A 25,847-nucleotide genomic window follows, 5' to 3' on the forward strand; every position below is an offset into this window, starting at 1 on the left:
CCGATCGGGGTAAAGCCCGATTTCGCTTTTCTTTCGAGTTCCGCGTTTCCGCGTCCCTTTTCGGAAGAAGCGACTCTGCGAGTTTACATGCTCCGAGCACTGCTCGAACCAGGCTTGATCGAAGAGGGTGTCGAAGAGCGCGGCCCGGGTCCGAGTCGATCATCGAAGACCGCTCACCGTTCCGCAGCGACTCGGTGAGTCTAGGCAACCGGTTCGGAGACGTCAAATCCGCCCGAACCCCTGGAGGAGAACCCCGTCGTGCCCGGACGTCCCGCGCGCTGACGCGGTACGGCGCCCCGCTTCCTCCGGTCTCACGAGTACCGAGGTCGCATGCGCTCACTGGTCGTTCGACAGTCATCCTGCCCGGCGGCGAACCCGTCAAACACGATCCGGCGGATTTTTCTCAGGACCGTGGAACGCCCCGGGGGCGACGCGGAGTGAACTCCGCGTCGCCCCCGGATGGAACGATTCAGACCAGTGCCGCCAGCTCACGGGCGAGTGCTCGGAAGGCGATCCCCCGGTGGCTGATGGCGTTCTTCTCCTCCGGGGACAGCTCCGAGGTGGTGCGCTCCTCCCCTTCGGGGACGAAGACCGGGTCGTAGCCGAACCCGTTCTCTCCTCGACGCTCCCTCACCAGGCTCCCGCGGAGCACGCCCTCGGTCTCCCGCTCGGTGCCGTCGGGCATCACCAGCACGGCCGCGCAGACGAACTCCGCCCCTCGACGTTCGTCGGGGGTGTCGGCCAGCTGATCCAGCACCAGGTCCAGGTTGGCCCGGTCCTGGTCCCCTTCACCGAAGCGCCCCGCCCAGCGGGCGGAGAGGACACCGGGCATCCCCCGCAGTTCGTCGACGCTCAGACCGGAATCGTCGGCGACCGCCGGCAGCCCGGTGTGCGCGGCGATCGCCCGGGCCTTGAGCCGGGCGTTGCCGACGAAGGTGGCCTCGGTCTCGGGGACCTCGGGCGCGTCGGGGAAGGAGTCCAAGGCCAGGACCTCGGCCGTCACCCCCGCGTCGGCGAGGATGGCGCGCATCTCCGGCACCTTCTTGGCGTTGCGCGTGGCCAGGACGAGTTTCACGGTCTCTCCCCCTACTCCGCCAGGGCCTTCTTCTGGATACCGGACAGTTCCTCGCACCCGGTGGTGGCCAGGTCGAGGAGCTTGTCGAGCAGGGCGCGGTCGAAGGCCGCCCCCTGCCCCTCGGCGGTGCCCTGGATCTCGATGAACCTTCCATCCCCGGTGATCACGACGTTCATGTCGGTATCGGCGACCGAGTCCTCCAGGTAGTTCAGGTCCAGCCGGGGCTGGCCCTGGACGACGCCGACGCTCACCGCGGAGAGCGAGCCGGTGAGGGGGTTGTTCTTGAGCTTGCGCTTCTTGCGCAGGTACTTCATCGCGTCGGCGAGGGCGACGTAGGCACCGGTGATCGCCGCCGTACGGGTGCCGCCGTCCGCCTGGAGCACGTCGCAGTCGAGGGTGATGGTGTGCTCGCCCATCGCCTTGAAGTCGACCACGGCGCGCAGCGAGCGGCCGATGAGTCGGGAGATCTCGTGGGTGCGGCCGCCGATCTTGCCGCGGACCGATTCGCGGGCGCCTCGGGTATCGGTGGCGCGCGGGAGCATCGCGTATTCGGCGGTGACCCACCCTTCGCCGGTCCCTCGACGCCAGCGGGGCACACCGTCCTCGACGGTGGCGGCGCAGAGCACTCGGGTGTCTCCGAACTCGATGAGTGCGGATCCTTCCGCCTGGCGGAGCCAGTTGCGGGTGATGTTCACAGGGCGGAGTTGGGTCGGAACGCGTCCGTCAGGTCGGGCCATGGGTACGAGCGTATATCCGGACCGGGGCCCGCGCCGCTCAGGCGCCGACCCGGTGCACCTGTCCGCCTCGCGCCAGTTCGATGGCGCCGTCGAAGGTGGAGCGGGCCTCGGCCAGGGTGATGTCGTCGTCGTTCCACGGGACCAGGTGGGTGAGCAGGAGCTTGCGCGCTCCGGCCCGGTTCGCGTGCTCGCCGGCCTCGCTCCCGGTGAGGTGCATGTCCTTGGGGTGTTCCGTGTGGTCGTGGAAGGCGGCCTCGCAGAGGAACAGGTCGACGTCGCGGGCCAGTGCGACCAGGGAGTCGCAGGAACCGGTGTCGCCGGAGTAGGCGAGGCTGACGCCGTCGTGTTCGAGGCGGATCCCGAAGGCGTCGACGGGGTGGTTGACCCGGTCCACGCGCGCGGTCATCGGACCGATCGAGAATTCGCCCGGGGTGAGTTCGTGAAAGTCGAAGACCTCGGTCATCCCGGGTTCGGGGTCCAGGCCGTAGATCTCGGCCAGGCGGTCGGCCACCCCTCGGGGCCCGTAGACGGGGATGCGCGGTTTGGTGCCGTCGGGCGCGTACATGCGGGCGACCCAGTAGGCGCACATGTCGGCGCAGTGGTCGGTGTGCATGTGGCTGAGGTAGACGGCGTCGACGGAGTAGAGGTCCACATGACGTTGGAGGGCGCCCAGGGCTCCGTTGCCCAGATCCAGCAGCAGCCGGAAACCGTCGACCTCGACCAGGTAGCAGGAGGCCGGGCTGTCCGGACCGGGGAAGCTCCCGGAGGACCCGATAATCGTGAGTCGCACGTCGTCGTCGCCTTCTCGGTCGGCCGCGCTGCTTCCGGGCCCCGTCGGAGTGCTCGGGGAGGGCGGATGGCGGCTGGTTCTGCGGATGTCCCGTTGTTACGGGTGTACCCCAATGGCCGCCCGGGTGGTACAAAATGTGTCCTGCATCTCAGGCGACGTGCATCACGTGTGAATTTTTCACACCAAATGATCACATATGACCGTTTTGCTTGGTCCGAGTTCAGGACACTCCCCCACACTCAGACATGACCGGTTCGGGTGAACGAGACCTCTCGTGGGACTTCCGGGCACGACGAAGGCCGGTCGCGCGACGCGACCGGCCCCGTGTCGAGTGCTCTCTCGGCCTCAGGCCCAGAGCTGCCCCTCCAGCCGTTCCTCGGCCTCTTCGAGGGTGCCCTCGTAGGCGCCGGTGGACAGGTACTTCCATCCGGCGTCGGCGATGACGAACGCGATGTCGGCGGAGCGCCCCTCCCGTTCCGCCTTGCGGGCCATCCCCAGAGCGGCGTGCAGGGCTCCTCCGGTGGAGACCCCCGCGAAGATGCCCTCCTGATCCAGGAGTTCCCGGGTCCGTTTGAGGGCGGCGTCGGCGGGCACGGAGAAACGGGTCGTGAGCAGGGACTCGTCGTAGAGCTCGGGAACGAACCCCTCGTCGATGTTGCGCAGACCGTAGACCAGCTCGCCGTAGCGGGGCTCGGCCGCCACGATCCGCACGTCGGGCTTGTGCTCGCGCAGGTAGCGGCCCACCCCCATGAGGGTGCCCGTGGTGCCCAACCCCGCCACGAAGTGGGTGATCTCCGGGAGGTCGGCCAGCAGTTCGGGCCCGGTGGTCTCGTAGTGGGCCCGGGCGTTGGCCGGGTTGCCGTACTGGTAGAGCATCACCCAGTCGGGGTGGGCCTCGGCCATCTCCTTGGCGACGCGGACGGCCTCGTTGGAGCCGCCGGCCGCGTCGGAGAAGTGGACCTGGGCGCCCCACATGGCGAGGAGCTGTTTACGCTCGGCCGAGGTGTTCTCCGGCATCACGCAGACCATGCGGTAGCCGCGCAGCTTGGCGACCATGGCCAGGGAGATACCGGTGTTCCCCGACGTCGGCTCCAGGATCGTGCACCCCGGAAAGAGCAGGCCGTCCTTCTCCGCCTGCTCGATCATGAAGAACGCGGCGCGGTCCTTGATCGAACCGGTGGGGTTGCGATCCTCCAGCTTCGCCCACAGCCGGACCTCGGGCGAGGGTGACAGCCGCGGCAGACCGACGAGCGGTGTGCCGCCGAGGGAGTCGAGTAGGGAGTCGTAGCGCATGGCGTCCCTAGAGGCTTCCGCCGGCGACCGCCGGCAGGACGGTCACGTTGTCGCCGTCCTTGAGTTCGGCCTCCAGACCACCGACGAAGCGGACGTCCTCGTCGTTGAGGTAGACGTTGATGAAACGGCGCAGCTTGCCGTTCTCCACGATGCGGGCGCCGATCCCGGGGTAACGGCTGTCCAGGTCGGTGAAGAGCTCGGCGAGCGTGTCGCCCTTGCCCTCGACGACCTTGGCGTCGTCGGTCAGGTTGCGCAGGATGGTGGGGATGCGGACCTCGATGGCCATGAAGGTGACTCCGTATGACGGTCGTTGTTGTGCGTTCATGTCCAACAGGCGTCCCACCGCCGTCATTCCGGGCGGTGGACCTGCCGGGGGCGTTACGGGCGGGCGTCGGTCCCGACGATCTCCACCGGCTCCTCGGTGACCTCGCCATCGACGATCCGGTAGGAGCGGAACTCGACGGTGTCAGCCTCCCTGGTGGAGACCAGGACGTAGTGCGCGTTGGGCTCGGAGGCGTAGGAGATGTCGGTACGCGAGGGATAGGCCTCGGTCGCGGTGTGGGAGTGGTAGATCACGACGGGTTCCTCGTCGCGGTCGTCCATCCCGCGCCAGACCTTGAGCTGTTCGAGCGAATCGAAGCGGTAGAAGGTCGGCGACCGTTCGGCGTTGAGCATCTCGATGAACCGCTCCGGGCGGTCGGACCCCTCGGGTCCGGCGACGACACCGCACGCCTCGTCGGGGTGATCGCGGCGGGCGTGGGCGACGATCTGGTCGTAGATCGAGCGGTCAATCCTCAGCATGGCTCCAGGGTACCCGCGCACTCTTTTCTACCAACCAAGTGGGTATTGTTGCGTCCGCCTCTCCTCCGGACGGGCCCCGACCCTGGTGGGGCGACCGCCGACCGTCACTCCGCAACGCATAGGCTCGCCCCTATGAGCGAGGACAGCAGCAGCGCGCTGCTCACCGACCACTACGAACTGACGATGCTCCAGGGGGCCCTCCACAGCGGAGCCGCCGCACGCCGGTCGGTGTTCGAGATGTTCGCCCGACGCCTGCCGGAAGGCCGCCGATACGGGGTCGTGGCGGGCACCGGACGCTTCCTGGACCTACTGGAGCGCTTCCGCTTCGGCCCGGAGGAACTGGACTTCCTGGCCGAGAACGAGGTCGTGGACGAGACCACCCTGAACTGGCTCGCGGAGTACCGCTTCTCGGGGAACGTGTGGGGCTACGGCGAGGGCGATGCCTATTTCCCGGGATCACCGATCCTTGTGGTGGAGGCCACCTTCGCCGAGGCCGTGATCCTGGAGACACTCGCGTTGTCGGTGTACAACCACGACAGCGCGATCGCCTCCGCGGCCAGCCGGATGTCGGTGGCCGCGGGCGACCGCCCCCTCATCGAGATGGGGTCGCGCCGCACCCACGAGCGCTCCGCCGTGGCCGCCGCCCGCGCCGCCTACGTGGCCGGGTTCGCCACCTCCTCCAACCTGGAGGCGGGGCGCACCTACGGGGTGCCGACCGGCGGGACGGCCGCGCACGCCTTCACCCTGCTGCACGACAGCGAACGACACGCCTTCGAGACCCAGCTGGAGTCCATGGGCACGGGGACCACCCTGCTCGTGGACACCTACGACGTCGAACGCGCGGTGCGACACGCGGTGGAGCTGGCCGGCCCCGGCCTGGGCGCCGTGCGCATCGACTCCGGAGACCTGTCCACGACCGCCGCCCGGGTCCGTGCCCAACTGGACGGTCTCGGCGCCACCGAGACCCGGATCCTGGTCACCGGCGACCTGGACGAACACTCGATCCGCGCCCTGGCGGTGGCACCCGTGGACGGTTACGGAGTGGGTACTTCACTGGTGACGGGTTCCGGGGCGCCGACCGTGTCCCTGGTGTACAAGCTGGTCGCACGCGCGCGCGGCCTGGACCACGACGCCCCCTTGGAGCCGGTCGCGAAGCGTTCGGTCGGCAAGCCCAGCCGGGGCGGCCGTAAGTGGGCGGTCCGCCGACTGGACGAGAAGGGGATCGCGACGACCGAGGAGGTGTACCCCCACGACCCGGGCCGGGTGGTCGGAGGACGACCTCTGCTGCGTCCTCTCGTGGCCGACGGCGAGATCGTGGGGCGCGAGACGGTCCAGGACGCCCGCGAGCGTCACAGCGCGACCGTGGCCGAGCTTCCCGAGGAGGCGCTGCGCACCTCCCGAGGGGACACCGCCCTCCCGACGATCTTCCTCTGACCCGTGAACCACAGACCGACGTTCCGAGAAGGACGAGGTGTCCCGACATGACCAGAGCACTCATCGTGGTGGATCTACAGAACGACTTCTGTGAGGGGGGAAGCCTCGGGGTGAACGGTGGGGCCCGCACCGCGGCCGCCGTCACCGAGTACGCCCGCACCGGTGGCTACGACCACGTGGTGGCCACCCGCGACCACCACATCGACCCCGGGGACCACTTCTCCGAGAACCCCGACTTCGTGGACAGCTGGCCGCGTCACTGTGAGGCGGGCACCCCCGGGGCGGAGTTCCACCCCGAATTCGACTCCTCGGTGGCCGAGGAGGTCTTCAGCAAGGGGATGTACTCGGCCGCCTACAGCGGTTTCGAGGGCACCGCTTCGGACGGCGAGACGACGTTGGCGGCGTGGTTGCGCGACCACGGCGTGGACGAGGTGGACGTGGTGGGGATCGCCACGGACCACTGTGTACGTGCCACCGCGATGGACGCCGCCGAGGAGGGCTTCCGCACCCGGGTGTTGCTGGAGCTGACCGCGGGGGTGTCCGGCGCCGGCGTGGAGACCGCGCTGGAGCGACTGCGCGACGCGGGCGTGGCCCTGGAGGGCCGGCCGCCGGTCGGCTGAGCGCGGAGCCCGTCCTCGTGAACGGCCGTGTCCCTCGGGGCACGGCCGTTCGTGGTCCCACCGCCCGGGGTCATCCCCGGGACGCGGCCCGCCGTTCGAGCAGGGTGCGCAGGATCGACTCGGCGTGGGTCCACAGGACAGCGCCGCCGATCCCGGGAACGACATGGCGCACGGCCCCGGGTACACGCTCGGTGAGCGTCGCACCGAGGTCCGGGGAGTGGGACGCGTCCTGCTCTCCGTACCAGACGTCGACCGGAACGGTGATCGCGGAGAGGTCCAGGTTCCAGGGGCTCATGGCCAACACGGTGTCCCTCGCGTAACCCGCGCCGCCCTGGACGAAGGCCTCGGTCATCGCACTCCGATAGGCGTCGGCGAACATCGGGGCCTCGTAGACCTCCCGGTCGGACTCGGCGCTTCCCGCCAGGACCATCTCCTCCATGGCCGCGGGGTCGAACTCCGCGAAGAGCGCCTCGGCCCGGTCGGGGGCGGAGGCGGCCAGGGCGACCATGTCGCGCGGCCCCGGGGGGAGCACGTCGGCGAAGACGGGGGCGGCCACCTCGTCGGCGGCCGAGACCAGGGCGAGCGCGTCGGCCGCGCCCGAGGCCGCGCAGGCCAGGGCGAACGGCGCTCCCTGGGAGTTCCCGACGACCGCCGTACCGTTCAGGTCGCGCAGGGAACGGAGCTCGCGCACGTCGTCGGCGAAGTCGGCGAGGCTCCGCCCCGGCCGCGGGGAGGAGGCTCCCAGTCCGGGCCGGTCCACGGCCACCAGGCGTACACCGAGTTCGGCGAGCAGGTGCGTACCGAATCCGAGACGGCCGCTCGTGGCCGCGCCCGGGCACAGCAGGACGGGCACGCCGTCGGGCGCGCCCCACTCGCTCCATCCGAGAGAGCGTCCGTCGGCCAGTGTGCTCCGACCCCGACGTTCCGGGGCGGTGACTCCGAGTTCCATTCCCCGAACCCTAACGAAGGGTCCGGGGAGGGTGCCATCGATATTCGTCGAGGTCGGACCTGTTGATCAGTCGATGCCGATGGCGGAGCGGACGTCGCTCAGCACACGGCGGGCCCGCGAGCGGGCGCGCTCGGTGCCGGAGTCGAGGATCTCGTCGAGTTCGGTCTTGGAGGCCATGAGCTCCTCGTAGCGCTCGCGCTTGGGGCCGAGCTCGGCGTTCACCGCCTCGAACAACTCCTTCTTGAGGTCGCCCCAGCCCATACCGCCGGCCTCCAGACGTTCCCGCACCTCGGCGACCTTGGCGGCATCGGCGAAGTGGGTGAGCAGCTGGAAGGGGATCGAGGAGTCCGGGTCCTTGGGGTCCTCGACGGGGGTCGAGTCGGTGGGGATCCGGTTGATGGCCTTGCGGAGCCTCTTCTCCGGCAGGAAGAGGGGAATGTGGTTGTCGTAGGACTTGCTCATCTTGCGACCGTCGGTGCCGGGCAGGATGCTCGCGTCACTGTCGTCGATGACGCCCTTGGGGATCGGGAAAGCGTAGGAGTCCCCGTAGCGGTGGTTGAAGTATCCGGCCAGATCGGCGGTGTACTCGATGTGCTGGGACTGGTCACGGCCGACGGGGACACGCTCCCCCTCCATGATGAGGATGTCGGCGGCCATGAGGATGGGGTAGTTGTACAGCCCCATGTTGATCCCGGCGTCGAGGTCGGTGTTGCCGGCCTCGGTGTTGCGGTCGCGTGCGGCCTTGTAGGCGTGCGCGCGGTTCATGAGCCCCTTGGGGGTGAGGGTGCTCAGGATGGTGGTGAGCTCGAAGGTCTCGGGGATGCTGGACTGGCGGTAGATGACGGTGCGCTCGGGGTCGAGCCCACAGGCCAGCCAGGTGGCAGCGCCCGACCGGATACTGTGCCGGAGCTCGTCCGCGTCCTTGATGATGTTGAGCGCGTGGTAGTCCGCGATGAAGTAGAACGTCTCGGACGCCTCGGCCGCGGCGGCGGCGAGGGCCGGCTTGATCGCGCCGATGTAGTTGCCCAGGTGGAAGTCACCGGTGGGCTTGATCCCGGTCAGGTAGGTGTTGGCTGCCATGGGCCAAGCCTATCGGCGTCATCCACCCTTTTTCCGCCCGCCGATGAGCTCGACCAGCGCCGCCGCGCGGGCCTCGTCCTCTCCCGGCCGCAGCCGGTGGTCGCGCCGGAGGGTGACCAGACCGTGCACCGAGGCCCAGACCACCTCGGCAAGGGTCTCGGGGTCGCGGCCGTCGGCGTGGGGGGCGACGACCTCCAGGATCACCGCGAACGCGGCCTTCAGCGGCTCCGGGGTCTCCTCCACCGCGAAGGCCAGTGGGAGGTCCCTGCCGAACATGGCCTCGTAGACCGCGGGGCCCGCCTCGGCGAACCTCATGTAGGCGCGGACGACCGCGGACAGTTCCGGCTCTCCCTCGGGGACCTCGGACCGGGCCTCGTCGAGGACGTCGGCCAGTTCCGCGAAGCCCTCGACGGCGATGGCGGCGATGATGGCGTCACGGTTGCGGAAGTGGTCGTAGAGCACCGGTTGGCTGTACTCGATGAGGGTGGACAGGCGCCGGGTGGTGACGGCGTCCCACCCTTCGGTCTCGGCCAGGGCCCGGGCCTTGTCCAGGATGAGTCGGTGGCGCAGTTCTCGCTCACGCGCTCGGCGGTCCGTCGTGCTCACCCCTGAATCCTAGCGCCGCTGGATTTCCCCCTCTCAGGGATCTAGCATCGCTAGGAATGCTGTCGTCGCTAGGAGAGAGTCATGGGTCCACGGGACCTGGCGTGGTGGGTCGCGATCGTCGCGGCCGCCTGTATGTCCGCGGCCATCATCGTGATCGGAGCCCGTTTCCTCCTCGCCCCGGAGAGCGGAGCAGAGGGCTTCGGGCTTCCGTCCGAGGCGGGTCCCTTTCTCGCGGCGAAGGGGGTCCGCGACATCGGAACGGGTCTCGTGGGGGCGGTCCTCCTCACGACCCGGAGGTTCCGGGCCGCGGGGTGGGCCCTGATCGCCCTGGCCTGGATCCCCTTGGGCGACGCCGTGGTGGTCCTGGCCTGGGACGGACCGGAGATACTCGCCTACGCGATGCACGGGGGCACGGCCGCGGCCATGATCGTGGTCGGCACGATCCTCGTACGCGGGCGGGCGCGGGACCGGAGCCCTTCGACGGCCCGGGAGACGTCCGCGGACGCCGAAGGGTGAGCCCCGACGTGAGGACGGCGCCTCGCGGGGTGCGAGGCGCCGTCCTTCGAGCGGTGTGCCCGATCAGGCCCGGGCGGAGCCGCCGCGGAAGGCGGTCCAGTGCTCGGCCATGCGAACGGCCTGCCCCTGGGTGAAGTGGGTCATGCAGGCGTCGTCGCTGTAGTTCATGAAGTTGGTGACCGGGTCCTTGCCGGGCCGGTCTGGGCAGGTGTCGCGTCCCACCGGACAGCCGGAGGCGGCCTCGCGCTCGTAGGGGGTGTCGTCCACGTAGTCCCCCGGGCTCTCGCACCCGTTCTGGAACGTGTGGAACAGCCCCAGCCAGTGACCGACCTCGTGGGTGCCGGTGTGCCCCTCGTTGAAGCGGTCACGATCGCCGCCCGGAAGGGTGTCGTGGGCGATCGCGACCCCGTCCCGTTCCGGCGCCGCCCGATAGTCCTGCGGGAAGGTCGAGTAGCCGAGCAGTCCGCTGCCCAGGTCGGCGGTGTAGATGTTCAGCGTCTCGGGTCCCCCTTGACGCAGTTGGGAGCGGATCGTGTCGTCGTACTGCCTGAACCGGTGGAACCAGTCGTCGTTCACGCTCCGGGTGACATCGGAGAGTTCGAACCGGAAACCGGTGTCGGTGCCCTCCGACCCCTGCGCGTAGTCGCCCCGGTAGGCCCGGTTCATGACGTCGATCTGCTCGCGGACGCGGGCGTCGGTGACGTTCCCGCCGCCGTCCTCGGCGGAGATGACGTGCACGACCACCGGAACCGTGTAGGGCGGCGCGATCTGCCGGTCCCGTGAGGGACCCAATGCCTCACGGAGGCGTTCCTCGTACTCGGCCGCCTGTTCGGGGGTGACCTCCACCTCCCCCTCGGCGCCCACCCCCGGGTCGGCCACACGCATCGCGGCGGTCGACTCGGAGACGGGCTCCGTCCCGGGCGGACAGTGGGCGGCCTGCGCGACCGCCCCCGTCCTTTCGGGCTCCGCGCCGGTCGATGACACGGTCGGATCGGGCGGTGTGCCCACCACCAGGCCGGTCAACGCGAGCGCGCACAGGGACAGGCCGGACCAGAGCGCGGCTGAGCCGCCGCGAGAGCTTCGTCCAATCACCTCACGGACTGTAGTTATGTCAGAACGCAACGAAGTCGAACCCAACGCGGTCTTGCGAAGTATTTGCCCGATTCGACCGATCAGTGACTATTTCTGCCCTACGGCCCAGGCACGGAGCTTGGCGATCCTCTCCCGGATCTGAGGCGGGCTGGCCTGCGCGACCGGCGGCCCGCCACAGGCGCGCCGCAGTTCGTTGTGGATCACCCCGTGCGGCTTACCCGTCCGGTGGTGCCAGGCCCCCACCAGGCCACTGAGCTCTCGACGCAACTCGGCCAGGACCTCGTGCGTGGGACCCGACTCCTCCTCGGGCTCGCTCTCCCGCCTGGCCTTGGCCTTGAGCTCACTCGCCCGGATGTCCGCCTTGCGCTTGCGCAACAACTGCGAGACCTGGTCGGGTTCGAGCAGCCCCGGCAACCCGAGGAAGTCCTCCTCCTCACTGGAGCCGGCCGCGCCACCGCCGTACTCCAGACCGTCGTAGAGCGCGCGGTCGAACTCGGCCGCGGACTCCATCGTCTCGAAGGGGAGCTCCTCCCCCGCGTCCGGAGAGTCCTTCTTCTTGTTGGCCTCCCGGAGAAGGTCCTCCTCCGGGTACTCGTCGTCGGAGGGGGTCTTGTCCAGGACGTGATCGCGCTCGCGCTCCATCTCCCCCGCGTACTCCAGGAGCGTGGGGACCGAGGGCAGGAAGACCGAGGCGACCTCTCCCCTCTTGCGCACACGCACGAAGCGACCGATCGCCTGGGCGAAGAACAACGGTGTGCTCGTCGAGGTCGCGTACACACCCACCATCAGGCGGGGCACGTCCACACCCTCGGAGACCATGCGCACCGCGACCATCCACCGGTCGTCGCCCGCGGCGAACCGGGAGATCTTCTTGGAGGCGGTCGGGTCGTCGGAGAGCACCACCGTGGCGCCCTTGCCGGTGATCTGACGCAGGATGCGCGAATAGGCCCGGGCGTTCTCGTGGTCGCTGGCGATGACCAGGCCGCCCGCGTCCGGATGCGTCTTGCGCACCTCGGTCAGACGCCGGTCGGCCGCCTGGAGCACCTTCTTGATCCAGTCGCCCTTGGGGTCGAGCGCCGCCCGCCAGGCCTGGGAGAGGGCGTCCTGGGTCAGGGGCTCGCCCAACCTGGCCGCGAGCTCGTCACCGGCCCGGGTCCGCCAGCGCATCTCTCCGGAGTAGGCCATGAAGATGACCGGCCGCACCACCCCGTCCTCCAGCGCCGGCGCGTAACCGTAGCTGTAGTCCCACGAACAGCGCCGCACCCCGGCCCCGTCCTGGACGTAGTCCACGAACGGGATGGGGTTGATGTCGGAGCGGAAGGGGGTGCCGGTCAACGACAGACGGCGGGTGGCCGGGTCGAAGGATTCACGGACCGCGTCGCCCCAGGAGAGGGCGTCCCCCGCGTGGTGCACCTCGTCGAAGATCACCAGGGTCTTGCGGGCCTCGGTGCGGTTGCGGTGCAGCATCGGATGCGCGGCGACCTGGGCGTAGGTGACGGCCACACCGATGTACTGACGCCCCAGCGCCCCCTGCCCGTTCTTGAAGTCCGGGTCGATGGCGATACCGAAACGGGCGGCGGCCTCGGCCCACTGCTTCTTCAGGTGCTCGGTGGGACACACGATGGTGATGGCCCGTACCGCGTGCCTCTGCAACAGCTCGCTCGCCAGGGTGAGGGCGAAGGTGGTCTTGCCCGCGCCCGGCGTGGCCACCGCGAGGAAGTCGCGCGGCTGCCTCCGGAAGTACTCCTCGAAGGCCTCCCGCTGCCAGGCCCGAAGGCCGCTCAGGCGGTCCTCCATCGTGGTCTGCGTCACCGTCATGCGTCCTGTCCCCCGTTACTCACCTGCTCGAGATTAGCGGCCGTCGGGCACCACGCCGGGAGCACCGAGCGTGGTGCCCCGCACAGCCGACCACCATCTCACCGACCCACGACAAGCGGCACGGTGCCCCTCGCACCGCGCCGCTCCGAGATTCTCCGTTAAAGCCCCTCCTCCGACACCGGGGCCTCCTCGGCCCCGGTCCCGTCCTCGGTCCCGGGAAGCCCTCCGTCCGCGGGAACACCCTCCTCGGGTGTTCCGGCCGGCTCTTCGCCGCCGAAGCTCGACGTGTCCACCGCGCCGTCGTTGAAGGGCATGTGCGGGGAGATCGCCGGGAAGGCGAAGAACCACAACAGGGCCGCGGCCCCCGCCAGCAGGCCCAGCGCCATGATGAACTTCGAGATCCAAGGGCCCGGCAGAATCCGCCAGATCAGACCGTACATTCGCGTCCCCCTCCTAGGCTTCCGGCGCCATGTGCGCGATGGAGTCCGGCATGCCGTCGGACTTGGGCGTGGTCTCGGTCAACTCGGCCCAGACGATGAGTCGATGGGTGTTGTTGAGCTTGGGCGCGCAGGTGGTGAGGGTGAGCAGCGCACGTGCGGGGTCCTCCTCGGAGGCCTCTTCGAAGGGGTCGGGGGTGACCACCCAGAAGTCCTCGGGCAGGACGGTCTCCTCACGGAAGACCTCGTAGGTGTAGAAGTTCTCGCCGTCCTCCAGGACCATGACGTCGCCCTCGGCGAGCAGGTCCAGGTCCCAGAACAGGCCGGGGGTGCGGTGCGCGGCGATGCCGTAGTTGCCCAGTCCCCCGGGAGAGCTGTCGAACTGGGTGTAGCGGCCCGGGCTGTACCGGATGTCGTCGGGCTCGGTGCCGTTGACCACCACCCAGTCCAGGTCGAGGCTCGGGACGTACAGACGACTGTCCGCGCTCCCCGGGAGCGGCTCGGAGTCGGGCCCCCGCTCCTCGGACCAGGCGTCGTCGAGGCCGTCCGCCAACTGCTGCTGCTCGCGATCGGTCTCCCATTGAGAGCCGTACACCTCATAGGACGCGTAGAAGAGCATGAGCAGGCCGGCGGTCAGAAGGATCTCGCCGAAGAACCTGACGAACCCGCGGGCCACGTCTGCGCCCGTGGCCCTGCGTCGAGGGGCGCGCCGTCTTCCACCGCGTGACGGGCGGGGGCGGCGCCCTTCGTCCCCGGGACGGGGCTCGTCTAGCGACTGCCGTTCAGTTCTGGACACCAATACGACCTACTCCCGTGGACGCTTTCGTGCATCCGGGTGACCGGAGGGGGACGAGGAGCGGGACCCCCGAACGCGGATGCGGCAGGACTTCGACCTCATGTCGGATACACGGCGCCGGGCGACGGCACGGTGGACACGGGGTGTGGGGGCGCCCTGCCCGGCTACCTGTTCCTCCGGAGAGTACCGTCACACGAGGGGCGTACGCGGCGACGCGCCCCGAAACGCACGAGAACGCGGGGACCGTCCGCTCTCGTCCACGGCCGTCCCGGAAACGGAGCGGAACGGGCTCCCGAGGGAACGACCTCGACGAACGCCCTTCTCGGACACGACGAAGGCCCTGGCTCACCCGTGAGGGTGGGTCAAGGCCCCTCGTTCGCGATCACGGGGACCGCGATTACTTCATCATCTCCTCGTAGGCCTTCTTGCACTCCGGGCACACGGGGAACTTCTTCGGGTCGCGGTTGGGCACCCAGACCTTGCCGCACAGGGCGATCACCGGGTCGCCGGTCACCGCGCTCTGGGTGATCTTGTCCTTCTGCACGTAGTGGGCGAACCGCTCACGGTCACCATCGTCGTGCGAGACATCCGGCCGGGTCTCACTGTCCGGAAGCACCTTGTTCAGGACGTCCATCGACATCGTCCTCACACCTTTCAACGTCTGTTGTCCACGGTATAGGGTGCCGCGATCCGTCTCATCTCGTCACGTGGAACCCGTCAGTTCATCGTGGGATCGTCCGGATAGGTCGACAGCAGCGCCAGACGACCCCCTTGACGACGCAGCACCCGCGGCCACAACCCCTCGGGCGTCTCCCCGAAGAGGTCGCCGAGGTGGGCGTCGACCACGAACCAGGCACCCTCCTCGATCTCCCCGGCCAACTGTCCCGGCCCCCAACCGGCGTAGCCGGCGAAGACGCGAAGCCCGCTCAGGGAGGGGCCGAGCACCTCGGGGGGCGCGTCCAGATCCACCACGCCCACACCGTCCAGAACGCTCCGCCCGCCCGGGGCCTCCAACGGGACCCAGCCGGGAGGGGCCTCGTCGGGTGCGGCCCTCCCCAGCGCTATACCGGAGTCGGTACCCACCGGGCCGCCGGAGAACATCACCGCGGGAGAGCCGGCGTGGTCTCCCCAGCCCTTCATGACCTCGTCCACGGGCAGTTCCAGCGGACGGTTGAGGATCACCCCGAGGGCGCCGTCGGTGGCGTCATCGACGATGAACACCACCGAACGGCGGAAGGAGTCCTCCTGGAGCAGGGGCGCGGCCACCAGAAGGCGCCCGGTCAGTGTCGACTGGTCCATGCTCCACCTCTACCCGAAAAGAGGGGCGTGGGAGGCCCCTTCTCCTCGAAGGACGGGTACGGGATCAGTCCTGGTCGGCGACGCCGCGCTGGGCGACCTCGCGCACCGCGTTGGCCACGTGGTTGGAGAGGTCCGAGTGGAAGACGCTCGGGATGATGTAGTTCGGGCCCAGCTCGTCGTCGGTGACCACGTCGGCGAGGGCCTTCGCGGCGGCGACCATCATGTCGGAGGTGACGTTGTGGCTCTGGGCGTCCAGGAGACCGCGGAAGAAGCCCGGGAACACCAGGACGTTGTTGATCTGGTTCGGGTAGTCGCTACGACCGGTCGCGACGACGGCGGCGTGCAGGTGGGCGACGTCCGGGTCGACCTCGGGGTCGGGGTTGGCCAGCGCGAAGATGATCGAGTCCTCGTTCATCTCGGCGATGTCCTCGCCGGAGAGCAGGTTCGGGGCCGAGACTCCGATGAACACGTCCGCGCCGGCGACGGCGCCCTTGAGGTCACCGCTGTAACCGGTGGGGTTGGTGTTCTCCGCGATCCACTGGAGGTTGCTGTCCAGGTTCTCGCGACCCGCGTGCACGGCTCCGTGCACGTCGCTGACGATGATGTCGCGCGCGCCCGCGTGCATGAGCAGCTTGAGGATCGCGGTGCCCGCGGCGCCCGCGCCGGACATGGCGATCCGCACCTCGGACAGCTTCTTGTTGACCACGCGCAGGGCGTTGCGCAGGGCGGCCAGGACGACGATGGCGGTGCCGTGCTGGTCGTCGTGGAAGACCGGGATGTCCAGGAGCTCGCGCAGGCGGGCCTCGACCTCGAAGCAACGCGGGGCCGAGATGTCCTCCAGGTTGATGCCGCCGAAGCCGGGGGCGAGCAGCTGCACGGTGCGGACGATCTCGTCGACGTCCTGGGTGTCCAGGGCGATCGGCCAGGCGTCGATGTCGGCGAAGCGTTTGAACAGGGCCGCTTTACCCTCCATGACGGGCATGGCGGCCTCGGGGCCGATGTTGCCCAGGCCCAGGACCGCGGAGCCGTCGGTGACCACGGCGACGCTGTTGCGCTTGATGGTCAGGCGGCGGGCGTCGTCCTTGTTGGCCGCGATCGCCTGGGAGACGCGGGCGACACCCGGCGTGTAGGCCATGGAGAGTTCGTCGCGGTTGCGCAGCGGCACCTTGGACTTCATCTCGATCTTGCCGCCGAGGTGCATCAGGAAGGTGCGGTCACTGACCTTGTGGACCGTGACCCCGTCGACCGAGCCGAGGGCGTCGACGATGGCCTGGGCGTGCTCGGTGTCGCGGGCCGCGCAGGTGACGTCGATGCGGATGCGCTCGTGTCCAGCGGCCGCCACGTCCAGAGCGGTGATCATGCCGCCGACCTGCTCGACCGCGTTGGTGAGGCTGCCGACCGCGCTGCCTCCGGCGTCCAATTCGAGGCGGACGGTGATGGAGTACGAAACGCTGGGAAGGGTGGCCACGTATTGCTCCTTGGCTTTTGCTGGTGTCATGCGTCCGCGGGGCGCACCGGCGGCCCCTCCCGTGGACGTACCGGCCGACTGTCACCCCGGGTCCGGGGACGGCCTGCACTCCGTGGCCCGCCCGTCGGGTTGTCGTCGGCGTCCGCGCGCCGGTCCCGTGACGGTGGCGCATCCCGCCGAGAACGCCCGATGATCGGGTGTTCTGAACGCGGGCTCGGCTGACGGCCGGGGGCTGGCCGGGATCCCACAACCGAGTCGCCTCACCTTACCCGAGTCAAGGGAGTGACGTCAGCACAAGGTGACAATTACCGCCATCGGAAAAAATCGCATAAATTCCCGACTATTCCGCAGGGGTTTACCCCGCGAACCTCGCCACCCGATCGGTGGCCGCGCGCACCACCAGATCGGCGCAGGCCCCCGTGGACAGCGCCGTGGAGTCGATCACCAGGTGGTAGTGGGCCGGATCGGCGGCGTCGGCCCGGTAGAAGCGGCGGACGTAGGCGGACCGGGCCCGGTCGTTGTCGTCCAAGAGGCGTTCCGTGGGAGGCCCCTCCTCCCGGGCACCGACCGAGAGGCCCTCCCCGTTCCCGTCCTCCCACAGCCGTCGGGCCTGGAGCAACCGGGCCTCGCGGTCACCGTCCAGGCGGACGTGCAGAGCACCCGGGCGCTCGGCCAGGACCACCGCGGCCGCCCGGCCGAGGATCACGCCGCCCGTGCGGGCGACGTCCTGGATGACGCGCTCGGTCTGCTCCACGAACTCGTGGTCGTAGAGGAGTCGCCCTTCGGCGTCCGTGGCCCCCACGTACGGGGTGTCGACGCTGCCGAAGGTGACCGTGGGCAGCCGGGCCGCGCCGGCGAGAAGACGTTCGAAGCCGCCCGCGGAACGATCGTCGCGCTTGAGCGCCTCGGCGAAGGAACAACCGATCCGCGAGGCCACGACCGTCGGGATCGCCCGATCGAGGAAGGGGAGCTCCAAGGCGGCCGCCACGGCCGGACCGATCACGCTTCCGCCCGCCCCATAGGTGGCCGAGATCGTGACCACGGGGCCGTTCCCGTCGTTCGTCACCATGGGACACCTGCCCGATCACCACGCGGACCGCGCCTGCCGCGGGCCGCTGTCGTTGCTCTCCTACCCGGTGAGGCGACCACCACCCCACCCGTCTTCAAAACAGTAAATACGTGACGATTTATCACTCTTGGGCAGGAAAGACAGCAGATAACCAGCGGGTTTCCATCCACCAACATCTCGGTCGGCCGCGCGGACGGATCGACCCCTCGGGGTGAGGAAGGCCCTCACCCCGAGGGGTCGTGAACGATCGGACCTACGCTCCCGTCAGAACAGAGCCGAGGTCAGCCTGCGGCGGGCCGCGCCGACCCTCGGGTCGCCCGGGGGAAGGAGGTCGAACAGGGAGAGCAGGTGCTCTCGGACCTTGTTCCGATCATCGTCGGTGGTGCGCTTGACCGTGGCGATCAGACGGTCGAACGCCGCCTCGTAGTCACCGCCGTACAGGTCGATGTCGGCGACGGTGATCTGGGCGTCCACGTTCGCGGGGTCCTTCTCCGCCTCCTCACGCACGGCGGGCCCGTCCACGTTCTGAAGACGACCGATCAGCCGGATCTGGGCGATCTGAGCCTTGATCTCGGCGTTCTTCGGGTCCTCTTCCAGAGCCTTCTCGAAGACGCCGGCCGCGCCCTCGAAGTCCCCCTGGTCCAGGAACTCCCTGGCCCGCGCGGCGATCGGGTCGGCCTGAGGCTCGGGGACCTGCTCGTCCTCCTCCGGCAGGGCCGAGGGGTCGCCGTCGACCGTGCCGGGGTGGCCGGGGGGCAGCATGCCCTGCTGGGCGAGGGCTCCGAAGACCTGGGAGAGGCCGTCGCGGAGCTGCTCCTCGGTGGCGGGCCCCTGCATCAGGGGCATGACCTGCCCTTGGATGGCGATGATGATGGTCGGGGCTCCCTGGACACGGAGCGCCTGGACCAGCTGTGGGCTGGCCTCGCTGTCGATCTTGCCCAGGATCCAGTTGCCACCGGAGCTCTTGGAGAGCCGGTCGAGGGCGGTCTCGACCTGCTTGGACTGCTCGGACCAGCCGGCCAGGACCGCCAGCACGACCGGAGCGGACAGCGATTGCTCCAGGACCTGTTGGAAGTTGGCCTCGTCGACGTTGACGGCGTAGGGGTTCGTGCGACCGGCCGACTCGTCGGCACGCTGCTTGGCCTCGCGTTCCAAGGCCGCCTTACGCGCCGCGAGGTCGACCGCACTGTTCGGTGAAAAGTCCGAAGGCTGCATACCTCTATCCTGCCGTATTCCGGGGAGGTACGGAGACCCCGTACCTCCCCGGACCGACCGGCGCTAGAAGCGGGGATCCTCGGTATAGGTACCGAACTCCTCGCCCATGGTGCCGCAGATCTCGCCCAGGGTGGCCTCGGCGCGGGCCGCGTCCATGATGAGCGGGATGAGGTTGCCGTCGCCGGCCCGCACCCCTTCGAGGAGGCGGGCGAGGGCGCCGTCGACCGCCTCGCGGTCACGTCCGGCCTTGCGTTCGGCGAGGACGCGCTTCTGCTCGTGCTCGACCTCGTGGCTGATCTTGAGGATGTCGAGTTCACCGGAGACGGTGTTGGTGTGGCAGTTGACGCCGACGATGCGCTTGTCGCCCTTCTCCAGGGCCTGCTGGTACTGGAAGGCGGACTCGGCGATCTCGGAGCTGAAGTAGCCGTTGTCGATACCGGCGAGGATGCCGGAGGTCATCGGGCCGATGGGGTGTTCGACGTCGTCACCGCCGCCCATGTACCGGATGTGTTCGAAGACGCGCTCGGCCTCGGCCTCGATCTCGTCGGTGAGGGCCTCCAGGTACCAGGAGCCGCCGAGGGGATCGGCGACGTTGACGACCCCGGTCTCCTCCATGAGGACCTGCTGGGTGCGCAGGGCGATCTCGGCGGACTGTTCGGTGGGCAGGGCGAGCGTCTCGTCGAGGGCGTTGGTGTGCAGAGAGTTGGTGCCGCCCAGGACCGCTGCGAGAGCCTCGACGGCGGTGCGCACCACGTTGTTGTAGGGCTGCTGGGCCGTGAGGGAGACCCCGGCGGTCTGGGTGTGGAACCGCAGCCACTGGGCCTTCTCGGTCTTCGCTCCATAGACGTCGCGGATCCAGCGGGCCCAGATACGGCGGGCGGCGCGGAACTTGGCGATCTCCTCGAAGAAGTCGATGTGGGCGTCGAAGAAGAAGGACAGCCCCGGGGCGAACCGGTCGATGTCCAGCCCTCGGGACAGGCCGAGTTCGACGTAGCCGAACCCGTCGGCCAGCGTGTAGGCCAGTTCCTGGGCGGCGGTGGCCCCGGCCTCGCGGATGTGGTACCCGGAGACGGAGAGCGGCTTGAAGGCGGGGATGTTCTCGGCGCAGTACTCCATCAGGTCGCCGATGAGGCGCAGATGGGGTTCCGGCGGGTACAGCCACTCCTTCTGGGCGATGTACTCCTTGAAGATGTCGGTCTGGAGCGTGCCGTTGAGGGTGCCGATGTCGACGCCCTGGCGTTCGGCGGCCACCAGGTACATGCAGAAGGCGGGGATGGCCGGTCCACTGATGGTCATGGAGGTGGTGGTCTCGCCGAGCGGGATCCCGTCGAAGAGCAGGTCCATGTCGGCGACCGAGTCGATCGCCACGCCACAGTGGCCGACCTCGCCGAGGGCGTGCGGGGAGTCGGAGTCGTGGCCCATGAGGGTGGGCATGTCGAAGGCCACCGAGAGTCCGCCGCCGCCGGAGGCGAGGATCATCTTGTAACGCTCGTTGGTCTGCTGTGCGTTACCGAAGCCGGCGAACTGGCGGATGGTCCAGGCACGGCCTCGGTAACCGGTGGGGTAGAGCCCTCGGGTGTAGGGGTACTCACCGGGCCAGCCGATCCGCTCGAAACCGGGCACCTCGGCGCCCGGGCGGGGCCCGTAGACGGGTTCGAGGGTCCGTCCGGACAGGGTCGTGAAGTCGGCGTCACGTTTGCGGGCGGAGTCGTAGCGGCGCTGCCAGCGATCGCGGCCGGCCTCGATCTCCTGTGCTCCGCCACCGCCGGTGGGGTCGCCTGTGGTTGTCGCCATATCAAGATAGTAGGACGTCCAACTAATGATGTACAGCAGCGCGGGGCGCCGCCCCCGCCGCCGTGACCGCCATGGCCGGGGACGGTGACGCACCGTCAGGACGGACGCGCCCCCTCGGCGACCGGGGCCGGGAAGTCACCGAAGTCCACCCGGAGCCGCACGAACATCTCGTGCATGTTCCAGAGCTCCTCGTCGGAGTAGCAGCCCAACCCGAACTCCATGTCGAGCAGGGCCCGGGTGGCCTCCTCGGTGACCCGGCGCCCCGACTCGGTGATCTCCGCGAGCACACCGCGACCGTCGCTGGGGTTGGGGCGGCGGAGCACCAGCCCCTGCCCCTCCAACCGGTCGATGGTGTTGGTGACGCTGGTCGGATGCACCATGAGCCGCTCGCCGATCTTGCCGAGCGGAAGGGCTCCGGAGTTGCTGAAGGTGAGCAGGACCAGCGCCTCGTAGCGGGCGAAGGTCAGACCGAAGGGCTTGAGCGCGCCGTCCAGTTCCCCGATGAGGATCTGCTGCGCCCTCATGAGGGAGGTGACCGCCGCCATCGCGGGCGAGGCCCCCCATCTCTGGCTCCAGTTGTCATGAGCGCGTTCGATCGGGTCGAACGGAAGGTTCAAAGGGTTTCCCACGCCGTCACTCTAGGCCTTCCTCCCACCCCCGGAACCCGCCGTTCCGCCCTACCCCGGACGCTCCCCCTCGTCAACGGCCCGAACGTGGCCACAAGGGGACGCGACCTCGGAAACGGGTGGTCCGGTCCGCCAACTCGACAAAGCCGGTCGCTCCCCGGGTTCCGAGCCGGGAACACGAAGAAAGTCGCCTTGGGCTCATTGACGACCCAAAAACGGATAGTTAAGTTTCCTAATAATTTAATGGCCCACGTCACAGGCGCGATGATGCACTCTTCCCCCTCCTCCGCGCACGCCCGTGCCCCTCCCTTCCTCCGTCGCCCCGTTCTCTCACGGCCCGGCCCTTCGGCTCGGCCACCATCCCCCCTTTCTCCCCCACAGCGCAGGAGAACATCGACATGAGAGCACGACCCCTCCGACGACGGCTCGCGGTCCTGGCGACCGCCGCCCTCGCCCTCCCCCTCGCACTGGCACCCACCCCGGCCGCGGCCGAGTCCTCCGACGTCACCGTGACCTACGTCGAGACCAGCCGCTGGGACAACGGTTACGCCGGACAGCTCACCATCGAGAACGCCTCCGCGGCCGCTCTCGACGACTGGACCGTGGAGTTCACCCTCCCCGCGGGCACCTCCATCACCACCGCCTGGAACGCGACCCTGTCCGTCTCCGGCGGCGTCCACACCCTCAGGCCGCCCTCGTGGGGCGCCGTCGTCCCCGCCGGAAGCGGTTACTCGATCGGCTGGAACGGCGTCCACTCCGGAGGAGAGACGACCCCCGAGAACTGTCTGATCGACGGCTCACCCTGCTCCGGCGGCTCCGGCGAACCCGACGGGGAACCGCCCACCGCACCCGAGGGCCTGACCGTCACCGGGACCACGGCGACCAGTGTGTCGCTCTCGTGGGGCGAGGCCACCGACGACGTCGCCGTGGCCGGGTACGAGATCCTCTCCGAGGGCGGGGTGGTCCGCGCCGTCGACGCCGACACCCTCTCCGCCACCGTGGCGGGCCTGAACCCGGAGACCTCCTACTCCTTCACCGTCCGCGCCTATGACACCTCCGGCAACCGGGGGCCCGAGAGCGGCGCCGTCCAGGCCACCACGGAGGCGGACGACGGCGGGCCCTCCCTGCCGGCCGAGGACCTGCGGGTCGCCTACTTCACCCAGTGGGGGATCTACGATCGCGGCTACCTCGTGAACGATCTGGAGACCTCGGGCAGCGCCGAGAAGCTCACCCACATCAACTACGCGTTCGGCAACGTCAACGCGGGTGGCGAGTGCTTCATGGCCAACCAGGCCGGCCAGGGCGACGCCTGGGCCGACTACGGCCGCTCCTTCACCGCCGCCGAGAGCGTGGACGGGGTCGCCGACCAGTGGAGTCAGGACCTGCGCGGCAACTTCAACCAGCTCAGGAAGTTGAAGGAGATCCACCCCGACCTGAAGGTCAACCTCTCCCTCGGCGGCTGGACCTGGTCGGAGCACTTCTCGGACGCGGCTCTCACGCCCGAGTCGCGTGAACGCATGGTCTCCTCCTGCATCGACCTGTACCTGCGCGGCAACCTGCCGATCTTCGACGGCGCCGGCGGCCCCGGCTCCGCGGCGGGGATCTTCGACGGCATCGACCTGGACTGGGAGTGGCCCGGCTCCGAGGGGCACGAGCACAACACCGTGCGCCCCGAGGACAAGGAGAACTTCACCGCCCTGGTCCGGGAGTTCCGCGAGCAGCTCGACGCCCTGGAGGCCGAGACCGGGCGCGGGTTCGAGCTGACCGCCTTCCTGCCGGCCGACCCCGAGAAGATCGACCTGGGCTTCGAGATGGACCGGCTCATGCCGGACTTCGACTTCATCACGGTCCAGGGCTACGACTACCACGGAGCCTGGGAGGACACGACCAACCACCAGTCCAACCTGCTGCCGGACCCGAGGGACACCGGGGCGAACGTCTTCTCCACCGAGACCACCGTCCAGGCCTACCTCGACCGCGGGGTGGACCCCTCGGACATGGTGCTCGGGCTGCCCTTCTACGGCCGCGGGTGGACCGGCGTCGCGCCCGGCCCGGAGGGAGACGGCCTCTTCCAGCCCTCGACGGGTCCGGCCCCGGGGAGTTACGAGGACGGCATCGAGGACTGGAAGGTGATCAAGGACCTGCCCGGGTTCGATCTGTACCGTGACGACGACCTGGGCACCGCCTGGCTCTACGACGGGAACACCCTCTGGACCTACGATGACGAGGTCTCCATGGGTCAGAAGACCACGTGGGCCGTGGACAACGGCCTCGGCGGCGTCATGATCTGGTCCATCGACGGCGACGACACCTCCGGCAGCCTCATCACGGCGGTGGACGCGGCGCTCCGTTAGAGCCTTCTCGCACCGTTACGGGCCCCGGCCGCACGGCCGGGGCCTTTTATCTCCCCCGAAGTGAGGAGTCAATGGGTCGCCGTGGCCACAAGGGGACAATGTCCCCGCGGGCACTGGTCCGGTCCGTCAACTCGAAAGATCCGTCGTCCGCCCGGCGGCCTCGGCCGCTCCCCCAGAAACTTCCTCACGGGGCGTTGACGCCGCCGGTAATTATTAGTTAAGTTTCCTAAAAATTTATCCCCCCACGTCAGTAGGGCCCACCCCCGGGCCCGGCGCCTGACTCCGCCCCCTCCAGGAGACCCCCGACGTGAGCGCACGACGACTCAGGAAGACCCTCGCGGTACCCGCCGCGGCAGTGCTGGCGGCACCGCTCGCCCTGGCCGCCCCTCCCGTCGCGGCCGAGACGGTCGACACCGGCGACCTCACCGTGACCTACGTCGAGTCCGCCCGCTGGAACACCGGCTACAGCGGAGAGATCACCGTCCACAACGCCTCCGGCGCGGACCTCACCGACTGGACCCTCGAATTCGAACTGCCCGAGGGCGGCCGGGTGCACGAACTGTGGAACGCCACCGTCGAGGGCACCGCCGAGGAGGGATACACCGTCACGCCGCCGCGCTGGGGCGCCGTCGTCCCCGCCGGAGGGAGCTACGTCTTCGGCTTCAACGGCGTCCACGAGGGCGGCAACACCCACCTGCTCGACTGTTCCATCAACGGCGCGAACTGCGCGGGCACCCCTTCCCAGGGCCCCGAGCACGACGAGCTCAGTGTCGCCTACTTCACCCAATGGGGGGTGAAGGAGCGCGACTACCACGTCCGCGACCTCATCGACTCGGGCAGCGCGGACAAGCTCACCCACATCAACTACGCCTTCGGCAACGTGGGCTCCGACGGTGAGTGCTTCATGACCAACGACCCCGAGGACGGCGACGCGCTCGCCGACTACGGTCGCGCCGTCCCCGCCTCCGAGAGCGTCGACGGAGCCCCCGACGGCCCCGGCCAGCCGCTGCGCGGCAACTTCAACCAGCTCAGGAAGTTGAAGGAGCTCTACCCGGAGCTGGTCATCAGCATCTCCCTGGGCGGCTGGAACTGGTCGGAGCACTTCTCCGACGCGGCGCTCACCCCCGAGTCACGTGAACGCATGGTCTCCTCCTGCGTCGACCTGTACCTGCGCGGCGACCTGCCCGTCATCGACGGCGCGGGCGGCGAGGGCGCGGCCTACGGGATCTTCGACGGCATCGACCTGGACTGGGAGTGGCCCGGCTCCGAGGGCAACCCGCACAACACGGTGCGCCCCGAGGACAGGGAGAACTTCACCGCCCTGGTCCGGGAGTTCCGCGAGCAGCTCGACGCCCTCGGCGAGGAGACCGGCCGTCACTTCGAACTCAGCTCGTTCATGCCCGCCGGCGCCTGGCGTCTGGACAGCGGCTACGAGCTGGACGAGATCATGCCGGACTTCGACTTCATCACGGTCCAGGGCTACGACTACCACGGCACCTGGGAGACGACCACCAACCACCAGTCCAACCTGCTGCCCGACCCGAACGACCCGGGCGAGGTGATCTCCACCCTCACCAACGTGGAGGCCTACCTGGAGCGCGGCGTCGACCCGGAGAAGATCGTCCTGGGCGTGCCCTTCTACGGACAGGGATGGACCGGCGTCGAACCTGGACCCGCCGGAGACGGACTCTTCCAGTCCGCCTCGGGCCCCGCCCCCGGCCTCTACGCCGACGGGACCGAGGACTGGAAGGCGCTCAAGGAGCTGTCCGGTTTCGAGGTGCACCGTGACGACGACCTGGGCACCGCCTGGCTCTACGACGGCGAGACCTTCTGGACCTACGACGACGAGATCTCCATGGACCAGAAGACCACGTGGGCCATGGACAACGGCCTCGGCGGCGTCATGATCTGGTCCATCGACGGCGACGACGCCGACGGAAACCTCATCACCGCGATCGACGCGGCGTTGGGCCGGTAG

General features: G+C 69.1%; 25 protein-coding genes. 5 read left to right on the forward strand and 20 right to left on the reverse strand.

Features of this window, described 5'->3' with window-relative positions; genetic code table 11:
- Window positions 1-469 precede the first annotated feature (469 nt).
- The 6 genes from rdgB to U9J66_RS20545 all read right to left on the reverse strand — a co-directional run bounded on the left by rdgB (window position 470) and on the right by U9J66_RS20545 (window position 4,696).
- Complete coding sequence (gene rdgB, locus U9J66_RS20520; RefSeq protein WP_326338429.1) at window positions 470-1,075, reverse strand: RdgB/HAM1 family non-canonical purine NTP pyrophosphatase; 606 nt, start codon at window positions 1,073-1,075, stop codon at window positions 470-472.
- 11 nt (window positions 1,076-1,086) lie between these two features.
- Window positions 1,087-1,770, reverse strand: a complete 684-nt coding sequence (gene rph / locus U9J66_RS20525) for a ribonuclease PH (protein ID WP_014912090.1) — start codon at window positions 1,768-1,770, stop codon at window positions 1,087-1,089.
- Window positions 1,771-1,849: 79 nt separating this feature from the next.
- The gene (locus tag U9J66_RS20530; RefSeq protein WP_017536365.1) at window positions 1,850-2,602 is read right to left on the reverse strand and encodes an MBL fold metallo-hydrolase; all 753 of its coding nucleotides are present in this window, start codon (window positions 2,600-2,602) and stop codon (window positions 1,850-1,852) included.
- Between the two features lie 345 nt (window positions 2,603-2,947).
- Window positions 2,948-3,895 carry a PLP-dependent cysteine synthase family protein gene (locus U9J66_RS20535; protein ID WP_326338431.1) on the reverse strand — a complete coding sequence of 316 codons (948 nt, stop codon included), beginning with the start codon at window positions 3,893-3,895 and terminating at the stop codon, window positions 2,948-2,950.
- 7 nt (window positions 3,896-3,902) lie between these two features.
- On the reverse strand, window positions 3,903-4,181 hold the full coding sequence (locus U9J66_RS20540) for a MoaD family protein (protein WP_014911846.1): 279 nt from the start codon (window positions 4,179-4,181) through the stop codon (window positions 3,903-3,905).
- 92 nt (window positions 4,182-4,273) lie between these two features.
- Window positions 4,274-4,696, reverse strand: coding sequence for a Mov34/MPN/PAD-1 family protein (locus tag U9J66_RS20545; protein WP_014908175.1), 423 nt, complete (start codon window positions 4,694-4,696; stop codon window positions 4,274-4,276).
- 132 nt (window positions 4,697-4,828) lie between these two features.
- On the opposite strand from U9J66_RS20545, the gene U9J66_RS20550 reads away from it, so the two are divergent.
- Both U9J66_RS20550 and U9J66_RS20555 read left to right on the forward strand, forming a co-directional pair.
- The gene (locus U9J66_RS20550; RefSeq protein WP_161111367.1) at window positions 4,829-6,130 is read left to right on the forward strand and encodes a nicotinate phosphoribosyltransferase; all 1,302 of its coding nucleotides are present in this window, start codon (window positions 4,829-4,831) and stop codon (window positions 6,128-6,130) included.
- Between the two features lie 47 nt (window positions 6,131-6,177).
- A complete protein-coding gene (locus tag U9J66_RS20555) occupies window positions 6,178-6,750 on the forward strand; it encodes a nicotinamidase (RefSeq protein WP_014913165.1) in 573 nt (190 codons plus the stop codon).
- 70 nt (window positions 6,751-6,820) lie between these two features.
- Here U9J66_RS20555 and U9J66_RS20560 read toward each other — a convergent pair whose 3' ends face one another.
- The 3 genes from U9J66_RS20560 to U9J66_RS20570 all read right to left on the reverse strand — a co-directional run bounded on the left by U9J66_RS20560 (window position 6,821) and on the right by U9J66_RS20570 (window position 9,385).
- Window positions 6,821-7,699, reverse strand: a complete 879-nt coding sequence (locus U9J66_RS20560; RefSeq protein WP_014909588.1) for an alpha/beta fold hydrolase — start codon at window positions 7,697-7,699, stop codon at window positions 6,821-6,823.
- 66 nt (window positions 7,700-7,765) lie between these two features.
- Entirely contained in the window at window positions 7,766-8,779 is a 1,014-nt protein-coding gene (locus U9J66_RS20565; protein WP_014913460.1) for a tryptophan--tRNA ligase, read from the reverse strand.
- A gap of 18 nt (window positions 8,780-8,797) precedes the next feature.
- On the reverse strand, window positions 8,798-9,385 hold the full coding sequence (locus U9J66_RS20570) for a TetR/AcrR family transcriptional regulator (RefSeq protein ID WP_042282686.1): 588 nt from the start codon (window positions 9,383-9,385) through the stop codon (window positions 8,798-8,800).
- 81 nt (window positions 9,386-9,466) lie between these two features.
- On the opposite strand from U9J66_RS20570, the gene U9J66_RS20575 reads away from it, so the two are divergent.
- The gene (locus U9J66_RS20575; RefSeq protein ID WP_326338434.1) at window positions 9,467-9,901 is read left to right on the forward strand and encodes a DUF4267 domain-containing protein; all 435 of its coding nucleotides are present in this window, start codon (window positions 9,467-9,469) and stop codon (window positions 9,899-9,901) included.
- A 63-nt stretch (window positions 9,902-9,964) separates the two neighbouring features.
- Here the strand turns inward: U9J66_RS20575 and U9J66_RS20580 are convergent, their stop codons facing one another.
- The 11 genes from U9J66_RS20580 to U9J66_RS20630 form a co-directional block, all read right to left on the reverse strand.
- A complete protein-coding gene (locus tag U9J66_RS20580; protein WP_326338435.1) occupies window positions 9,965-10,993 on the reverse strand; it encodes a zinc metalloprotease in 1,029 nt (342 codons plus the stop codon).
- An 87-nt stretch (window positions 10,994-11,080) separates the two neighbouring features.
- Window positions 11,081-12,811 (reverse strand): DEAD/DEAH box helicase, encoded by a 1,731-nt coding sequence (locus U9J66_RS20585; RefSeq protein ID WP_026125340.1) that lies wholly within the window; start codon window positions 12,809-12,811, stop codon window positions 11,081-11,083.
- A 158-nt stretch (window positions 12,812-12,969) separates the two neighbouring features.
- Window positions 12,970-13,251: a hypothetical protein gene (locus U9J66_RS20590; protein WP_014912374.1), complete on the reverse strand. Its 282-nt coding sequence runs from the start codon at window positions 13,249-13,251 to the stop codon at window positions 12,970-12,972.
- A gap of 13 nt (window positions 13,252-13,264) precedes the next feature.
- Window positions 13,265-14,047, reverse strand: a complete 783-nt coding sequence (locus U9J66_RS20595; protein ID WP_187294463.1) for a class E sortase — start codon at window positions 14,045-14,047, stop codon at window positions 13,265-13,267.
- Window positions 14,048-14,441: 394 nt separating this feature from the next.
- Window positions 14,442-14,684, reverse strand: coding sequence for a DUF3039 domain-containing protein (locus tag U9J66_RS20600; RefSeq protein WP_014909169.1), 243 nt, complete (start codon window positions 14,682-14,684; stop codon window positions 14,442-14,444).
- Window positions 14,685-14,761: 77 nt separating this feature from the next.
- Window positions 14,762-15,343 (reverse strand): YqgE/AlgH family protein, encoded by a 582-nt coding sequence (locus tag U9J66_RS20605; protein WP_014909303.1) that lies wholly within the window; start codon window positions 15,341-15,343, stop codon window positions 14,762-14,764.
- A gap of 64 nt (window positions 15,344-15,407) precedes the next feature.
- Window positions 15,408-16,811: an NAD-dependent malic enzyme gene (locus U9J66_RS20610; RefSeq protein ID WP_014913352.1), complete on the reverse strand. Its 1,404-nt coding sequence runs from the start codon at window positions 16,809-16,811 to the stop codon at window positions 15,408-15,410.
- A gap of 355 nt (window positions 16,812-17,166) precedes the next feature.
- Window positions 17,167-17,880, reverse strand: coding sequence for a cytidylate kinase-like family protein (locus U9J66_RS20615; protein WP_017536370.1), 714 nt, complete (start codon window positions 17,878-17,880; stop codon window positions 17,167-17,169).
- A 264-nt stretch (window positions 17,881-18,144) separates the two neighbouring features.
- Window positions 18,145-19,095 carry a tetratricopeptide repeat protein gene (locus tag U9J66_RS20620; RefSeq protein ID WP_014908334.1) on the reverse strand — a complete coding sequence of 317 codons (951 nt, stop codon included), beginning with the start codon at window positions 19,093-19,095 and terminating at the stop codon, window positions 18,145-18,147.
- A 63-nt stretch (window positions 19,096-19,158) separates the two neighbouring features.
- Complete coding sequence (locus U9J66_RS20625) at window positions 19,159-20,889, reverse strand: acyl-CoA mutase large subunit family protein (protein WP_326338436.1); 1,731 nt, start codon at window positions 20,887-20,889, stop codon at window positions 19,159-19,161.
- 95 nt (window positions 20,890-20,984) lie between these two features.
- Entirely contained in the window at window positions 20,985-21,506 is a 522-nt protein-coding gene (locus U9J66_RS20630) for a MarR family transcriptional regulator (RefSeq protein ID WP_026125341.1), read from the reverse strand.
- Between the two features lie 407 nt (window positions 21,507-21,913).
- Here U9J66_RS20630 and U9J66_RS20635 point away from each other — a divergent pair, with 407 nt between their 5' ends.
- Both U9J66_RS20635 and U9J66_RS20640 read left to right on the forward strand, forming a co-directional pair.
- Entirely contained in the window at window positions 21,914-23,869 is a 1,956-nt protein-coding gene (locus U9J66_RS20635; protein WP_161111364.1) for a glycoside hydrolase family 18 chitinase, read from the forward strand.
- Window positions 23,870-24,176: 307 nt separating this feature from the next.
- Window positions 24,177-25,847, forward strand: coding sequence for a glycosyl hydrolase family 18 protein (locus U9J66_RS20640; protein ID WP_161111363.1), 1,671 nt, complete (start codon window positions 24,177-24,179; stop codon window positions 25,845-25,847).

The organism is Nocardiopsis sp. LDBS1602, from assembly GCF_035818715.1.
Classification (GTDB): Bacteria; Actinomycetota; Actinomycetes; order Streptosporangiales; family Streptosporangiaceae; genus Nocardiopsis; species Nocardiopsis alba.

Coding starts and splice junctions, on each gene's coding strand:
- U9J66_RS20615 (WP_017536370.1), bottom strand. CDS start 17,880: ATGGTGACGAACGACGGGAACGGCCCCGTGGTCACGATCTCGGCCACC.
- U9J66_RS20620 (WP_014908334.1), bottom strand. CDS start 19,095: ATGCAGCCTTCGGACTTTTCACCGAACAGTGCGGTCGACCTCGCGGCG.
- U9J66_RS20545 (WP_014908175.1), bottom strand. CDS start 4,696: ATGCTGAGGATTGACCGCTCGATCTACGACCAGATCGTCGCCCACGCC.
- U9J66_RS20550 (WP_161111367.1), top strand. CDS start 4,829: ATGAGCGAGGACAGCAGCAGCGCGCTGCTCACCGACCACTACGAACTG.
- U9J66_RS20635 (WP_161111364.1), top strand. CDS start 21,914: ATGAGAGCACGACCCCTCCGACGACGGCTCGCGGTCCTGGCGACCGCC.
- U9J66_RS20535 (WP_326338431.1), bottom strand. CDS start 3,895: ATGCGCTACGACTCCCTACTCGACTCCCTCGGCGGCACACCGCTCGTC.
- U9J66_RS20600 (WP_014909169.1), bottom strand. CDS start 14,684: ATGTCGATGGACGTCCTGAACAAGGTGCTTCCGGACAGTGAGACCCGG.
- U9J66_RS20540 (WP_014911846.1), bottom strand. CDS start 4,181: ATGGCCATCGAGGTCCGCATCCCCACCATCCTGCGCAACCTGACCGAC.
- U9J66_RS20560 (WP_014909588.1), bottom strand. CDS start 7,699: ATGGAACTCGGAGTCACCGCCCCGGAACGTCGGGGTCGGAGCACACTG.
- U9J66_RS20605 (WP_014909303.1), bottom strand. CDS start 15,343: ATGGACCAGTCGACACTGACCGGGCGCCTTCTGGTGGCCGCGCCCCTG.
- U9J66_RS20565 (WP_014913460.1), bottom strand. CDS start 8,779: ATGGCAGCCAACACCTACCTGACCGGGATCAAGCCCACCGGTGACTTC.
- U9J66_RS20575 (WP_326338434.1), top strand. CDS start 9,467: ATGGGTCCACGGGACCTGGCGTGGTGGGTCGCGATCGTCGCGGCCGCC.
- U9J66_RS20625 (WP_326338436.1), bottom strand. CDS start 20,889: ATGGCGACAACCACAGGCGACCCCACCGGCGGTGGCGGAGCACAGGAG.
- U9J66_RS20555 (WP_014913165.1), top strand. CDS start 6,178: ATGACCAGAGCACTCATCGTGGTGGATCTACAGAACGACTTCTGTGAG.
- U9J66_RS20585 (WP_026125340.1), bottom strand. CDS start 12,811: ATGACGGTGACGCAGACCACGATGGAGGACCGCCTGAGCGGCCTTCGG.
- U9J66_RS20590 (WP_014912374.1), bottom strand. CDS start 13,251: ATGTACGGTCTGATCTGGCGGATTCTGCCGGGCCCTTGGATCTCGAAG.